Source organism: Nonomuraea sp. MTCD27 (genome assembly GCF_041950495.1).
Taxonomy (GTDB): Bacteria; Actinomycetota; Actinomycetes; order Streptosporangiales; family Streptosporangiaceae; genus Nonomuraea.
This window is the reverse complement of record NZ_JBGNUW010000029.1, coordinates 112,564-126,380: the sequence shown is the minus strand read 5'-3', so window position 1 is coordinate 126,380 and position 13,817 is coordinate 112,564. Positions and strand designations below refer to the sequence as shown.

16 protein-coding genes and 2 pseudogenes are annotated in these 13,817 nt (G+C 67.8%); 11 read left to right on the top strand and 7 right to left on the bottom strand.

Annotated elements, in window-relative coordinates; genetic code table 11:
* Positions 1 to 350: 350 nt before the first annotated feature.
* Positions 351 to 1,976, bottom strand: coding sequence for a RecQ family ATP-dependent DNA helicase (locus ACBJ59_RS53915; protein ID WP_375117764.1), 1,626 nt, complete (start codon positions 1,974 to 1,976; stop codon positions 351 to 353).
* A gap of 285 nt (positions 1,977 to 2,261) precedes the next feature.
* On the opposite strand from ACBJ59_RS53915, the gene ACBJ59_RS53910 reads away from it, so the two are divergent.
* Both ACBJ59_RS53910 and ACBJ59_RS53905 read left to right on the top strand, forming a co-directional pair.
* Complete coding sequence (locus ACBJ59_RS53910) at positions 2,262 to 2,681, top strand: SRPBCC family protein (RefSeq protein ID WP_375117763.1); 420 nt, start codon at positions 2,262 to 2,264, stop codon at positions 2,679 to 2,681.
* Positions 2,682 to 2,964: 283 nt separating this feature from the next.
* Positions 2,965 to 3,423: a bacteriocin immunity protein gene (locus tag ACBJ59_RS53905; RefSeq protein WP_375117762.1), complete on the top strand. Its 459-nt coding sequence runs from the start codon at positions 2,965 to 2,967 to the stop codon at positions 3,421 to 3,423.
* A gap of 109 nt (positions 3,424 to 3,532) precedes the next feature.
* On the opposite strand, the gene ACBJ59_RS53900 is transcribed toward ACBJ59_RS53905, so the two are convergent.
* Positions 3,533 to 4,168: a TetR/AcrR family transcriptional regulator gene (locus tag ACBJ59_RS53900; RefSeq protein WP_375117761.1), complete on the bottom strand. Its 636-nt coding sequence runs from the start codon at positions 4,166 to 4,168 to the stop codon at positions 3,533 to 3,535.
* Between the two features lie 96 nt (positions 4,169 to 4,264).
* On the opposite strand from ACBJ59_RS53900, the gene ACBJ59_RS53895 reads away from it, so the two are divergent.
* A complete protein-coding gene (locus ACBJ59_RS53895; RefSeq protein ID WP_375117760.1) occupies positions 4,265 to 4,648 on the top strand; it encodes a DUF1761 domain-containing protein in 384 nt (127 codons plus the stop codon).
* A gap of 32 nt (positions 4,649 to 4,680) precedes the next feature.
* Complete coding sequence (locus tag ACBJ59_RS53890) at positions 4,681 to 5,055, top strand: DUF1801 domain-containing protein (protein ID WP_375117759.1); 375 nt, start codon at positions 4,681 to 4,683, stop codon at positions 5,053 to 5,055.
* A gap of 336 nt (positions 5,056 to 5,391) precedes the next feature.
* On the opposite strand, the gene ACBJ59_RS53885 is transcribed toward ACBJ59_RS53890, so the two are convergent.
* Complete coding sequence (locus tag ACBJ59_RS53885) at positions 5,392 to 6,069, bottom strand: hypothetical protein (RefSeq protein ID WP_375117758.1); 678 nt, start codon at positions 6,067 to 6,069, stop codon at positions 5,392 to 5,394.
* A gap of 38 nt (positions 6,070 to 6,107) precedes the next feature.
* Here ACBJ59_RS53885 and ACBJ59_RS53880 point away from each other — a divergent pair, with 38 nt between their 5' ends.
* The 3 genes from ACBJ59_RS53880 (at position 6,108) to ACBJ59_RS53870 (ending at position 8,008) form a co-directional block, all read left to right on the top strand.
* On the top strand, positions 6,108 to 6,899 hold the full coding sequence (locus ACBJ59_RS53880; RefSeq protein WP_375117782.1) for a tyrosine-type recombinase/integrase: 792 nt from the start codon (positions 6,108 to 6,110) through the stop codon (positions 6,897 to 6,899).
* Positions 6,896 to 7,495 (top strand): DUF6262 family protein, encoded by a 600-nt coding sequence (locus tag ACBJ59_RS53875; RefSeq protein ID WP_375117757.1) that lies wholly within the window; start codon positions 6,896 to 6,898, stop codon positions 7,493 to 7,495. The genes ACBJ59_RS53880 and ACBJ59_RS53875 overlap by 4 nt, the downstream gene beginning before the upstream one ends.
* A gap of 72 nt (positions 7,496 to 7,567) precedes the next feature.
* Positions 7,568 to 8,008, top strand: coding sequence for a hypothetical protein (locus ACBJ59_RS53870; protein ID WP_375117756.1), 441 nt, complete (start codon positions 7,568 to 7,570; stop codon positions 8,006 to 8,008).
* A gap of 817 nt (positions 8,009 to 8,825) precedes the next feature.
* On the opposite strand, the gene ACBJ59_RS53865 is transcribed toward ACBJ59_RS53870, so the two are convergent.
* Positions 8,826 to 8,948 carry a hypothetical protein gene (locus ACBJ59_RS53865; RefSeq protein ID WP_375117755.1) on the bottom strand — a complete coding sequence of 41 codons (123 nt, stop codon included), beginning with the start codon at positions 8,946 to 8,948 and terminating at the stop codon, positions 8,826 to 8,828.
* A gap of 127 nt (positions 8,949 to 9,075) precedes the next feature.
* Between ACBJ59_RS53865 and ACBJ59_RS53860 the strand changes: the two are divergent.
* The 3 genes and pseudogenes from ACBJ59_RS53860 to ACBJ59_RS53850 form a co-directional block, all read left to right on the top strand.
* Positions 9,076 to 9,690: pseudogene (locus ACBJ59_RS53860) on the top strand (DUF6192 family protein); the annotation flags it as partial.
* Positions 9,691 to 9,695: 5 nt separating this feature from the next.
* Complete coding sequence (locus tag ACBJ59_RS53855) at positions 9,696 to 10,115, top strand: hypothetical protein (protein WP_375117754.1); 420 nt, start codon at positions 9,696 to 9,698, stop codon at positions 10,113 to 10,115.
* Position 10,116: 1 nt separating this feature from the next.
* Positions 10,117 to 10,833 (top strand): annotated as a pseudogene (locus ACBJ59_RS53850) (transposase); the annotation flags it as partial.
* Between the two features lie 65 nt (positions 10,834 to 10,898).
* On the opposite strand, the gene ACBJ59_RS53845 reads toward ACBJ59_RS53850, so the two are convergent.
* Positions 10,899 to 12,029: an MFS transporter gene (locus ACBJ59_RS53845; RefSeq protein WP_375117781.1), complete on the bottom strand. Its 1,131-nt coding sequence runs from the start codon at positions 12,027 to 12,029 to the stop codon at positions 10,899 to 10,901.
* 160 nt (positions 12,030 to 12,189) lie between these two features.
* On the opposite strand from ACBJ59_RS53845, the gene ACBJ59_RS53840 reads away from it, so the two are divergent.
* Positions 12,190 to 12,771 carry a TetR/AcrR family transcriptional regulator gene (locus ACBJ59_RS53840; protein WP_375117753.1) on the top strand — a complete coding sequence of 194 codons (582 nt, stop codon included), beginning with the start codon at positions 12,190 to 12,192 and terminating at the stop codon, positions 12,769 to 12,771.
* Here ACBJ59_RS53840 and ACBJ59_RS53835 read toward each other — a convergent pair.
* Both ACBJ59_RS53835 and ACBJ59_RS53830 read right to left on the bottom strand, forming a co-directional pair.
* Positions 12,737 to 13,120, bottom strand: a complete 384-nt coding sequence (locus ACBJ59_RS53835) for a hypothetical protein (RefSeq protein ID WP_375117752.1) — start codon at positions 13,118 to 13,120, stop codon at positions 12,737 to 12,739. The genes ACBJ59_RS53840 and ACBJ59_RS53835 overlap by 35 nt on opposite strands.
* Positions 13,121 to 13,180: 60 nt before the next feature.
* Positions 13,181 to 13,813, bottom strand: coding sequence for a Rid family hydrolase (locus tag ACBJ59_RS53830; protein WP_375117751.1), 633 nt, complete (start codon positions 13,811 to 13,813; stop codon positions 13,181 to 13,183).
* Positions 13,814 to 13,817: the final 4 nt, after the last annotated feature.

Genomic DNA, 13,817 nt, shown 5'->3' with positions numbered 1-13,817 from the left:
CGCCCGGTCGGATCGGTGAACGCCGGAACTCCGCACTCCCTCGCCGACCAGCCTCTCGGCTTCCTGGTGCGGGGCCGCGATCAGGAGGATCGATGGTTTGATCACCGGCTGAAGGGACGCAGAGGTGACTCGGGACCGTGACGATCAGGAGGCGAGGCGCGAGCCGGGTTCTCCGGAGGGGACGAGCGGGCAGGACGTGGACCGGCGTAGCGATCTGGCTCGATGGATCAGCGGGGTGCACGCCTTCCCCGCCGACCGGGCGACACATACTCCTGGACCAGCACCGAACCCGACGGAACTCGCACTGCGGCACCGCCGCCCGGGGCAGGAAGCCGGGGCCGTCGACGCCGTCAGGGGGAGGCCGGGGTCTCGGTGAGGAGTTGTTGTTCGAGTACCGCGTCGAGTTGCAGTTCGCGGTAGCCGGCCGTGTCGAACAGGACCGTCAGCCGGTCCTCGCCGCGCTGGATGACCTCGCCCGGCCCCCAGGTGCGATGCTCCACGCGGGCGTGCGGGGGGAACGGCCCGGTCTCCTCCTGCTGCCGGTCGGCGGTGCCCGCCAGGCAGCGGTCGCAGTTTCCGCAGGGCTCGGCGAGCTGCTCGCCGAAGTAACCGAGCAGGAAGCGGCGCCGGCAGTCATCGGTCTCGGCGTAGTGGCGCATCATCTCCAGCCGGGTACGTTCGACGTCACGACGGCGCTCGGCCAGCCGCCGGGCAAGATCCGCGGCGGTCTCCGGGTCGGGCGCATCGGGCACCGGGTCGATCCGGCGCGTGCCCAGCCGTACCGCACCGGTTCTCTCCAGCAGGTCGAGCAGCAGCGTCAGGCGGCGGGGCGACAATCCGGTACGCGCGCGCAGCGTCCTGCGGTCGACGCCCGCACCGGCCTGGGCGACCGCCTGCGCCACCGCGGTCAAGGTCTCCGGATCCGGTACGGCGGCGGTGAAATAGCGCTGCAGGCCCAGGTCCTCAGGACGGTAGAACAGCACCGCCCTGGCCGGCTCGCCGTCCCGGCCGGCCCTGCCGATCTCCTGGTAGTAGGCGTCCGGCGACCCGGGCACCTCGGCGTGGAAGACGAACCGCACGTCCGGCTTGTCGATGCCCATGCCGAACGCGCTGGTGGCGACCACGACGTCCAGGTCGCCGGCCATGAACCTGCCGTGGACGTCGTCGCGCTCAGAGCGGCGCAACCCGGCATGGTAGGCCGCCGCCCGCACGCCCGCGTCCGTGAGCAGCTCGCTCAGGCGGCCCGTCTGCCTGCGTACCGCCGTATACACGATGCCCGGTCCCGCTTCCTCGCCCACCGCGGCGACGATCTCGTGGGCGGGATCGTCCAGCATCCGGCGTACCGCGAGCGAGATGTTGGGCCGGTCGAAGCCCTGGACGATCTCCACGGGGTCGCGCAGGCCCAGCCGTTCGGCGATCTCTCCACGCACCGGGGGAGCCGCGGTGGCGGTCAGGGCCGCGATCGGCGGGCGGCCCAGCGCCTCGGCCACCGGCCCGAGCCGCAGGTAGTCGGGGCGGAAGTCGTGCCCCCACGAGGAGATCAGATGGGCCTCGTCCACCACCAGGAGGGAAGGCGCGGCGGCGGCCAGGTCCCGCACGACGTCGGGCCGGGCCAGCTGCTCCGGCGCGCAGAACAGGAATTCCGTCTCGCCGGTCCGCAGCGATTCGAAGGTGGTGCTCCGCTCGCCGGCCGAGGTGCCGGCGTCCAGGCTCACCGCCTCCTCGTCGCGCTCGCGCAGCGCTTCGACCTGGTCGCGCTGCAGGGCGATCAGCGGCGAGACCACCACGGTGGGGCCTGGCAGCAGCAGCGCGGGCACCTGGTAGATCGCCGACTTGCCGCCGCCGGTCGGCATCACCACCAGTACGTCCCGGCCCTGGGCCAGCGCGGTCATCGCGGCCAGCTGACCCGGCCGCAGGTCGGTCAGGCCGAGAGCCTGCCGCGCCACCCGTTCGCACTCCGCGCCCGCGTCCTTCATCGGTCCTCCCACCGCGCTTGCACTGCCGGGATGTCGTTCCTGCCCCGGCAGGTGGCCGGCATGTCACTCGGCGGAGGGGCCGGAAGCCGCAGGGGCTGGGCTTCGATCCGAGCATGCTGGGCGGATCGTGTGTTCGCCTTCCAGACCGGCGTGCAGCACGGCGAAGCACTCTAGACTGGTCGGCCCGCCAGTTGATCACCGGGTAAGGGCAAAGGCGCGCTCATGGAGCCGGGCCCGCTTCCCCGGAGAAGAGGACGCACCACCATGCGGTTCCACAATGACCTAGTGATCAACCGTCCGGCCGGCGAGGTGTTCAGGTATCTGGCGGACCTGGAGAACCTTCCCCGCTGGAACTACGCCATCGCCGAGACCCGGAAGGTCTCGCCCGGCCCGCCCGCCCAGGGAACCGTCTACCTGCAGACGCGCACGCTGCCCAGGCCCATGCAGGAGACCCTTGAGATCTCCCGGTACGAACACGACCGGCTGCTGGCCGTCACCGGCGGCTTCGGCGACCTGGAAGGCACCTCCACTTACACACTCGAGTCCAACGGAACGACCACCAGGCTGACCAACGAGATCGAACTGGCCGGTCGCGGACTGCTCCGCGCCTTCTCCGGCCTCGCGACCGCCAGCATCCGACGAGCCGTCGCCCAGAACCTCGACGTACTCAAGAACCTCCTGGAGAGCGCCGCGGGAACGCCGTGACATCCGCAGGCCGGGGCCGAAGAGCCGAACACGACCGGTTCGACGACGGCAGGCAGGGCCGCCATGCGTACTTCTGGGTCAGGGGGCTTCGGTGGCAGTGTCCGCCAGCCGGCTCTTCACCTCAGTCGCGGTGCCCTGGTGCAGGACACTGCCGTGGATCTCCTCCAGCGCGGCCTGGCGTACCTGCGGCTGGGGCAAACCCCGACCAGCGCGGAGATCTTCTCGGCCGAGACCCTCTCCCGAAACTTTCCGCAACGAAGGCACCGGCTGCACAATGCCGGGCATGGAACTACGACCGGAACTGCTGCCCCCGTCCGTGCCGAGGGAGCGCGTGGAGCAGCTCGGTGCCCAGATCGACCGGATCGCCGAGCTGCTGGAGGAAGGCATGATGCCGGAGGCACGCCAGGCCGTGACCACGTTCAACGAGCAGACTGGCCACAGGTACGAGCCGGAGGACTTCGCCTCGTACTGGGAATCGCAGGATCTGGAGGAGATCGCCACGAACGCCGCGCGCCCTGTGCCGCCGAGGGTACCGGACATCACTCGGGCGGAGCTGGCCGAGCTCGTTCGTCGAATCATGGAGGCCGATCCGGAGGCCGATCACTACCTGGCGCTGCTCGAAGCCAATGTGCTGCATCCGCACATCAGCGACCTTATCTACTGGCCGCCGGAAGAGCTGAGGAACGCCACCCCCGAGGAGATCGTCGAGGCTGCCCTCAGCTACCGCCCCATCCCGTTGTGAAGCCACCAGCCCACGAAACCGCCGGCCGCGCCTGATACGGCCAAGAGCTCCCTCCACCGTTCGCCCTTGCCGGTAGGTCGTGCGCAGGCCGGGGGAGCCGCTCCCCGAGCTACCGGCGGGCGAAGGCGGCGAGAAAGACGCGGGTGCCCTCGTCGGCCAGGCCGGTCAGTTCCTCGGGGGAGCCGACGGCCGCGTCGCCCAGGAAGGCGACCCGGTTGGTGGGGATCGAGACGATCAGCCAGGTGAACATGTAGGCGGCGCGCTCGGGGTCGGGGGTGTTCAGCAGGCCGCGCTCGGTGAGCTTCGCGAAGGTCTCCGCCAGGAGTTTCAGGGTGCGGACCCAACTCCGCTCGAAGTACTCGCGGCCGATGGCCGGGAAACGCTCGGCCTCGGCGACGACGAGGCGGCGCATCTGCAGGATCTCCCGGTTCATCAACCCGGCGAGCGTCATCCGAGCGTGGTCACGCAAGGCGGTCTCGAGGTCGTCGGTCTCCGCGAGCGCGCGGATCGCGGGCTTGAAGTGCTCGTAGCCGCGATCGACGGTGTCCAGTACGACGCCGGCGAACAGCTCCTCCTTGTCGGCGAAGTACTGGTAGACCGTCCGCTTCGAGGCGCCTGCCGCGGCGGCCACCGCGTCCATGCTCGTGCCGACGTAGCCGTGGGCGGTGAACACCGTCCGCGCGGCGGTCAGGATCTCCTGGCGCTTGCGCGCCGAACGGGCCTCGGCCCGTGTCGAAGCGGTCAACGAACTACCTCCTTGACAGAGAACACTACCCGGTTTAGTTTTCGTCTCGTGAACACGGTACGGTTTAGTTTACCTGGAGGTTGGAACATGGGTAGCGTGATCTCCGTCGTCGCCGCGTCGATCGTGGTGTTCGTGCTGAGTTCGGCCTACTACGCCCTGCTCACACCGACCGAGAAAAGACTGCTGGGTGAGCGCGCCCCGGATCGGGGCGATCGGCCGCCGCCGCTGAAGATCCTCCTGGAGCTGGCGCGCAGCCTCGTCGTCGCCTCGGTGATCGCGGGCTTGGCCCGGTACGCCGGCCTCACCGGCGTGAGGTCGGTGGTGGTCCTCGGCCTGGTGCTCTGGGTCGGATTCCCGGCAGTGCTGCTCACCGGATCCATGATGTGGGAGAAGACGCCCGCCGTCACCGCAGCGCTGCACGCCGGCGACTGGCTGATCAAAATTCTCGCCACCTCAGCGATCGTGGGTGCCTGGCTGTGAACGACGTACGACCTTATGAGACAGATCCACGCGTGGACGACTACATCGCGGCCCTGCCCGACTGGCAGCAGGACATCTGCCGGCAGGTACGCGACCTGATCCACGCCGCTGACCCCGAGGTCACCGAGACCATCAAGCGAACCGTCCAGCCCTACTTCGTGCTCAAGGGCAACGTGTGCGCGCTGCTCGCCGCCAAGGACCACGTCAACGTGTTCCTGTACGACGGCGGCATCGTCCCCGACCCCGAAGGCATCATCACGGCCGGCCACCACAACAAGACCGCCCGTACGGTGGCTTTCCGCGAAGGAGAAACCATCAACGCTCCCGCCCTCCTTGCCATGTTCCGGCAGATCATCGCCGACAACCGAGCCGGCGGGTGGCGCAAGCTCAAGAATCAGCCCGGGTGATGAATGGCGTGGATCGCGGGAGTGTCGCGGATCCGGCCACAGGTGCCCGGGGCGCGATCACTCCGCCGAGGTTCACGACGAGCACGCGGTCACAGACGTCCATGACGAAGGCCATCTCGTGCTCGACCCAGCAGGACGGTGCTGTTTGGTCCGGGCCGAGATCGCGCCCCCGGATCGGCCACGTATCGCGCCCCAACTGCCCCCGCGCCGGGGGCATCATCGCCGAGATCCCTCAGCCACGCGCGCCTGGGGACCACCCGCCGGTACAGCTTGCGCCGCCGTAGACGCCGTACTCGGTGACGTGGGGCGGCACCGACTGGCTCAGTCCGGCCCTACTCAGTAGGGATCGGAGAGTGACGCGATGGCTGAGCGCCTGCGCGGATTGTCGCGGTTCTTGTGGTAGAGCTGCACCGCCAGGAAATCCAGCCGCTTGAGGAAGTCCAGCAGCCACTCGGACGGCAGATTGGACGTCGTCGGGCCGCCGAAGGTCAACGGGATCGCGGGTTTGAGACCGTCGTCGGCCGCTGTCACGGCACGATAGCCCGCGGCGTAATAGGGATAGAACTCCGCCGGGGTCATCGCGGTCTTGTCCGGATGGCCGCCGACGATCCCGAGGTTGGGCTCGATCCACGGCATCACGCAGTCGATCTGCGGATAGCGCGTCTTGTAGACGAGCAGGGCTTCCCGCATGAAGGTCTCCCACTCCTGCGGCGTCTTCTCCGTGCTGGTGGAGGAGGTGAAGCTCAGCAGCAGCCGGTTGGCATAGGACGCCGCCTGGTCGAGGTAGGGGAAGTTCAACTCGGGCGACTTCTCCATCTTGACCACGCGGGCCCAGTTCGGATGGGTGTGGTTGACGTACCATCCGGGGTTGAAGAACGTGCCCAGGAGGCGACCGGCGTCCACGACCATCGTGGAGTCGTAGGCTGTGGCCTGCGCGGCCCCGGCGGGCATGAGCCCGGCAGCCAGCGAACCCCCCAGGCCCACCAGCGCCCGCCTGCGGTTGAGCTCGCTCATCTGGCCCTCACCCCGGCGGCACGGATGGCGGGCCGGCCATCATCGCCCTGTTCCCCAGCGACGTGCGCAACGTCAACGAGGACAAGTCCCTGTCCTACCCCTGCTTCTGGGCCAGCTTTCGTGCCTGGGTGGACAGCCTCGACCTCGGTGCCGCCGTCGCGCACCAGGCACGGCACACCCTGGCCACCAATCTGCTGCGTGCCGGCGCGAGCCTGGCCCACATCCGGCGCTACCTTGGCCACGTCAGCGACCGCATGGCCGAGCACTACGTCAAGATCGCGGCCTCCGATCTGGAGGACGTCGTGCACGCGGTCTGGGTCGCCGGGCCCGGCGCGGCCAACCCCGGTGAGCTGCTGTCCGGCGAGTCCACTCCGCTCACCCGCGAGCAGGCCCTGGCGCTGGCGCTGGACCTGTCCCGGCGCAGCACTCCGGCCGACGGCGGGTTCTGCACCTTCCAACCCGTGGTCCAGGGCGGGGCCTGCCCCTGGAAGCTGGACTGCGAGAACTGCGACAAATTCGTCCTGTCCGGCGCCGACCTGCTCTACTTGCGCCGCAAGCAGGAGCAGTGGCGCTCGATCGCCGAACGGGCACCCGACGACGCCACCGCTGACTACCTGCACCAGGTCTTCGAACCGACCGCCCGCGCCATCGCGGGCCTGGAGAAGGCTCTGGCCGGTCTCGGACTCCTGGACCAGGCCCTGGCGCTGGACCTGCGCCGGCCGCAGGACTACTTCCACCGGATCTGGAGCACGAACTTCCGCGCCACGGACGTTGCCGACCTCACCGAGGACGTCGCGCCCGAGCCGACGAGTACGGAGCCACAGGCATGACGGCCACCGCGGAGACGGCGCGCCGGACGGCGGCAGCGATCCAGGCCCGCCGCAGCACCAGCGAGGCCATGCTGGAGCGAGTACGCGGGTCGCTGAAGCAGATGCGGCGCGAACGCGCCCGCGTCACCGTCGCCGCTGTCGCTCGCCGCGCCGACGTCTCCCGGACCTTCCTCTACCAGAACACGGATGCTCGGGCACTCGTTGCCCAAGCTGCCACCGACGCTGGCGAGAACCGCCTGCTCGACCAGGCCGAACAGGCGGCCCATGTCGAAGCGTCCTGGCGGGAACGGGCACTCAACGCCGAGGCTGCGCTCAAGCACGCCCACTGCGAGATCGCCCTGCAGCGCACCTCCATCGGCGAGCTTCTCGGCAAGATCCGTGATCTGGAGAACGACCTGCCGGAAGACGGCGTTCAGCGACTCGTCACCGACAACACCTCGCTCAAACAGCAGGTCCGCCAACTTACCCAACAGACGAACCGCCTGCAGGAGCGGCTGACGGCGGCCCGTGACAACAGCCGGTTTCTGGACAATCGGATCGCCGGGCTGGAAGCCCAACTCGCCGACCAGATCACTCTCGACGCAGCTGGATCCTGAGGGGTGCCTCTGCTCCCGTGTCAGTGATCTTCGGGCAGGATAAGGACGATGTCTGATCACTACAATCCAGGCATGTTCGATCTCGACCCTGTGAAGTCGATCTTAGTCCTGGCCCTAATAGGGCTCATTGTTTTGGGGTTGCGAGCCTGGCGCCAGCGGCGCAACAGGGTATGGATCTCCATTCCGATGCCGTTGTTCACCCCAGTGGAGATCCAGGCCACGGCCCACGACCTCATCGAATCCGGGCAATTCGACGAGGCGGTCAAGGTGCTGAAGAAGGAAGCGCAGGTCTCCGGTCCGGATGCTCTGGCTGCGGCCCGCGCCCTGCGCCGAGGTGAACTCCTGCCGGACTTCCCGGGCCGGTGGCCGGAGGATCTGACAGGGCCGGTTACCGAATTCCTGGCCGAGGGACAGCGGAAGGCAGCCGTCTTCCTGATCCGCGATCAGAAGCAGCTCAGCCTCACCGAAGCCGAGGCATTTGTCGACTCGCTCACCCGTGGGAAGGCCGAGTAGACGTGCTACTCAACCCGTCGCTTCTCAATCGGTCTGGCCCATCGTCTACGTGACCAGCCGTTCGCCACTTGTTCCGCGAGTCGCCGGGCGTGACGACTTCTCATTTCGCCTGGCGATTTTGTGGGCCTTCCTGGCTATCGCGAGCGGTTGAAGTCAGCGATGGTGAACACATGGCAGCTGGCGATGATGACGGCAGGCAAGCAAACCCCGTAGGACCACAAGGCAATGATCCCGAGGCAAAAGTTCCGCCCTTTGGACATCGTCCAGGCACAGCAAAACTTGGTTCTCTGGCCGCTGGCCCGGAATCGAGGCGCCCGTCGGCCGATGAGGATTTGTCCCCCCTTGATGAGGACGATGAGGACGACGAGGATCGCCCGCAAACGCGGCGAAGCAGTGTGCTGGGACTTGGCTCTCAGGCCGCTGACCCGGAGGAATGGAGTCGCGCGGGGTCAAGAGCCGTGGCTCCACGAACTGGGGCATCGTTACGCGCGCTCCTGGCAATCATTCTTGTCGTCAGCACAGTAGTGATCGTCCTCTTGGGTATGATCCTTCGACTGCCTGCGGCGGAAGTAGTCCAGTACATGGCGCCCATTGCTCCATTAGCTGGAGCAGCCGTGGGCTATTGGTATGGAACTGAACGCCGCGACTGAAGACCAGGGTTGGCCGGACGCTTCCTTGCTGCCAACCGCTAATCCTCGACATATCTACTGAGCCCCACCAGGTGTTCCGCCAGATCGCTTGAGAAATCGCCGCCGCTTCCGATGCGAACTCTCATAACGCGTCGGGACATCCTCCGACGAGCGAACACCTCTGCTGGTCACGTCGCACACATATCAACTACGTGAAATCCCAGCTCAACAGCAATGTTGACCTTGGTGTGGTCGGTTAAGGCGATCTGGCGCTGGAGATCGAACCGATACAGCCGCACGGCGGTGCGCACCCCAACCAGGGCGAGGCGCTGTTCGGCGTCTTGGAATCGCTGCAACTGTACGCCGACGACCTGGCCATCCCGGTAAAGACGCTGGAGACCTACCGCTGGGTGTCCTCCCGCTGGCCCGGCCCAGCGCCGTCAAGCAGGGGTCCCGTACTACATCCACAGGACGCTGGCCTCCATCCGTGACGATCAGGAGCGGTGGGCGCGTATCGCTGATCCCCCACTGGATAACCGCACCGGAACCCATCGGTGGACCGATACGGCCGCCAAGCGAGCCGTGGACCAGAAGCTCGTCAACACCGCCTCGGTGCAGCAGAAGGTCGAGCGCATCCACGACCTGGCCCGCGATGAGGAGGTCGCCGTGCGGGTGGCTACCGACCTGCTGCGCCGGCCGCAAGTGGCCTCGCGGACGATGCTCGACGACACGGCCAAGCACATGGTCAACCGCGCCCAGGTCGACCATGTCCGCCAGGCCGGCCAGGTGGTGCGGCAGCGCACCCCGGCCCTGCCCCGCATCGAGCACAGCCGTGACTTCCTGGAGTTGATTGGTGCCTGCGCGGCCTTCGTCTCGGCCATCGGCCGCGTCGTTCCGGGCATGCGCGGCCACCAGTTCACCGCCGACGAGCGCGCCACGGTGGCCAGGAACGTGGCACGGGTGCGGGCGACGGCCGACTGGATCGAATCGGCCGTGGAGTCCGGCGAGATCAGCATCGATGAGGGCCTGGCCCGGCTGCTGCAAGGCGAGTAAGACCCATGCCCCCGAGGTCACGGGGCCTGGCGGCCAACGTGTGTGGCGACCAGGTCCGCCTGGCCCTGCTCGAGGCCCGCCCGGCCGGGCTGGCCACCCAGCAGCTGGTGCGCGCCACCGGGCTGAGCCTGGGCCATGTCCGCAAAGGCATCCTTTATATCCGGGAGGTCTCGGCGATGGCGCACCTGACCCCGCTGATCTGGACCCCAGACGACGGCTACCGCTTCTCCACCTCGCCCGACGACTGGATCGCCTACGAACGCTCACGGCTGCGCACCGAGCTGACCCGTATCAGCCGCCTGCTGTCCGCCACGGTCGCCCCGCACGCGGCCAGCCGGCCCGAGGATGACTGGGTCCATCTGGTGCTGGGCCAGCTCAACGTCGTCCAGGCGGCACTGACCCTGCTCAGCAAAGCGGAGGCATGAGGTGCGTCCCCGCCATTACCCCTCCGACACCACCGACGCCGAATGGTTGCTGCTGAAGCCGCTTCTGCCGGTGCCGGCCTGCCAGACCCGTACGGGCGGCCGGCCTGAGAAGCACGACCGTCGCGACATCGTGGACGCGATCAGGTATCTGGTCGACAACGGCTGCAAATGGCGTGCCTTACCTGCGGATTTCCCACCATGTCAGACGACGTACGGCTTCTTCCGCCGCTGGGCCAGGGCCGGCGTCGTCAACCACATCCGCGACCAACTGCGCCGCGCCCTCCGTCTGCGCGCCGGCCGTCACTTGGTCGTTGACACGAAGGGCCTGCTGCTGGGCGTGATGGTCACCCCGGCCGGGCAGCCCGACCGCGACGCCGCCCGCGAGTTGCTTGCCCGGCTGCGGATGCTGCACCCGCAGCTCACCCTCGTCTGGGGCGACAGCGCCTATGCCGGGATGCTGGTGGAATGGGCCCGGCGGTTCCTGCGTCTCACCCTGAAGATTGTGACGAAGCTGCCGGGCCAGACCGGGTTCAAGGTGCTGGCCCGCCGGTGGATCGTCGAGAGGTCGATCGGGTGGCTGATGAACGCCCGGCGCAACGTGATCGACTACGAGCGGCTCCCACAGCACAGCGAAGCGCACCTGACCTGGGCGTCTATCACCTTGATGACACGCCGTCTGGCTAGAAAGACCACCATGCCGGTGTGGTCACAAGGGCCGGCCCCACGACGAGTCGCGTAATTCTCAGGTAGGCGTGATCGCCTTGGCTGGTGCGGGGATGTGGGTCATCGCAGGCTCTCGTTTCGGCGTGCACTCCACACGGCCAGCCCGGCCGCCAGGAGGAGAACGCCGGCGAGCCATAGGATGCCCTGGAGTGGCAGGGCATCGACGATTGCGCCGCCGACCAACGCGCCGAGACCGATGGAGAGATTGAACACCGCCACCCACAGCGCGGAGGCTTCCTCGACCGCTTGCGGCGCGGCCTTGATCATCCACGTCTGAAGGCTTGTGGAGACCCCGCCGTACGCCAGGCCCCAGACAACGAGCAACGTCACCCCGCCCACAGCGGTGAGACCTGCCACGGGGTAAAGCAGCACGGTCACCCCCAAGGCGGCGGTGATGGAGAGGACGGTGCGATGGAGCTTCTGCGCCACAGCCGCACCCGCGACGAAGTTTCCCGCGATGCCTGCCACGCCGAATCCGAACAGCAGCGGCCCGACGAGTTGCTCGTCGATGCCGGACAGATCCTGTAGCACGGGGCTGATGAACGTGTAGGCCGAGAAATGGCCGGTCACGATCAGGAAGGTGGCCAGGATACCGACCCGGACGCCCTGGTTGCGGAACTGGCCAGCCAGCCGCCGCAGCCCGACGGGCTGAGCAGCGGTCAACGGTGGCAGCACGGCCAGCAAGGTGACCAGCACGGCAAGCGCGAGGGCGCTCAGCGCGCCGAACGCGATCCGCCAGTTGGCCAGCCCGCCGATCATCGTGCCGAGGGGGACACCGAAGACGTTCGCGGCCCCGACGCCGCCGAAGATGATCGCTGTGGCCCGCGGCACGCGCGAGGCCGGGACGAGCCGGACGGCCAGGCCGCCGGCGATGGCCCAGAACCCGCCGATCGCCACGCCGACCAGCACGCGGGCGATGATCAGGAGCGGATAGTTCGGGGCCAGGGCGGAGGCAAGGTTGGCGAGCGTCATGAGTGCCATCAAGGCGACGAGCAAGAGCCTGCGGTCCATCTTGCCGACGAGTATCGGGACTGCCGGCGCCGCAACGGCGGCGACGATGCTGGGGACCGTGACCATCAGTCCTGCCGCACCTTCAGACACCGATAGTGCCGATCCGACGGGGGTGAGCAGCCCGATGGGGAGCTGCTCGGCCGTCACCAGGAGAAATGTGCCAAAGGCTACGGCGGACACCGCGATCCAATGACTTTTCGTTGACGCCTCTCGCTCGGTCAGCGGGCGGTCTGTTGCCGTCACGTCGAGTCTCTCCCCTCATTCGGGAGCGCTCGCTCCCATATGACGGCACACCCTAATACGGGAGCGATCGCTCCACAACCTTGGTAGGGTGGCGACCATGGCAAGGCCCAGGGAGTTCGACGAGCAGAACGTGATCGCCAAGGCAACCAACCTGTTCTGGTGTCGCGGTTACAACGCCACGTCCGTCCGGGACTTGGGCGCCGAGCTCAGGCTCAAGCAAAGTAGCCTGTATCGCACCTTCAACGACAAGCGCACACTGTTCTTGCGGACGCTGGACCACTATCGGGCGACCGAGTCCACTCAGGCTGAAGAGCAGCTCAGCGCCCCCGGTCCCAGCCTCGAGATCTTGCGGGAGTGGCTGATCTGGATGGTCAGCCACGACGCCGGTCGTGGCTGCTTCGTGGTCAACACGGCCACCGAGCTCGGCACTAGCGACCCCGAAGTCCGACAAAGGACTGAGGCTGCGTTCGAAGTCACCCGGAAAACCCTGACGTCGCTACTACGCCGCGGCATCCGCGACGGCGACCTGCCCGCCACATTGGACGTCGACGCTGCAATGGAGTTGCTGTTCACAACCGTGCTTGGGCTGCGCGTACGCGAACGCGCCGGGCACGATCCCCAACGGCTGGCCACGGCTATCGACTTCACGACCAAAATGCTCGCGGCATCTGCGACCTGACCCGCATATCGCCACCAAGGCGAAGGCAATCCGAACGAAGATCAGTTAGAGGGTTCGAAGACAGCTTCTCAGAAACGGCGCGGACGACAGCGGCGAATCTGGTCAACCACCCCGAACCGTAGCCGGGGCAGGTCCACACCGGGTAAAGATCGTTACTGGTGCCGACGGCCGTGCCGATGTTCCTCTTCACCGGGCTTGTGACGAGCGTTTTCGCCGAGCCGGCCAGGCTGGTGCTCGGCGCCCGGGAGGTGGAGAGCACCAGCGTGTCGTCATCGAAGAGGAGGAGGGCCGGTGCACGGCCGGCGGTGGGGTCGCGGATGCGATATCCGGATGCGGTGTCCGGCGGCACAGGACGGACTTCTCTTTGTGATCACCTCTCTGGTGCGCACGAGGCTGCCAGGCCCGGCTGTCAGCGCTTGTACGCGGCGGCGACCTCGACCTCGACAAGCCAGCCCGCGACCGGGAGATTGGCGATTTCGATCGTCACGCGGGCCGGGCGGGCGGGGTTGACCTCCAAGGGCGGGGCGGGCGGCGCGGTGCCCAGCGGGACGGGGACGGGCTGACCCGAGGCCAGGTCCGTGTTGGCGAAGAACTGGCGGTAGGCGCGGTTCCACCCGGCGAAGTCGGCCGCCGCGGCGCCTGGAGGCTTCTCCAGGTACGCGCGCATGGAGACGACATCCTCAAGACCCAGCCCAGCCGCGGCGAGATTGGCCTTGATGCGCTTCAGCGCGTTGATGGCCTGGGCCTCGGTGACCGTGACGCCTGGGGGCAGGGCGCCGCCGGGGAAGTCGACGTAGCGCTCGGGGGAGTCGGCGGGGGCCGCGGGATTGGCCGCAGCCGGGCCCAGACCGCTGGCGGTGTACGTGGCGACCTGCTTCCCGAGCGCCACGCCGTCGGCGATCGCGGGATTGGTGCTGCCCGCCGGGAGGATGGGCTTGATCTCGTAGGGATGGGGTGACCAGCGGGCGGTGGCGGCGGCCGTACCCGTGCCCAGGAGGAGGACGGTGGCCGCGGCGAGGGTGACAGTGGTGCGGATCTTCATGGGA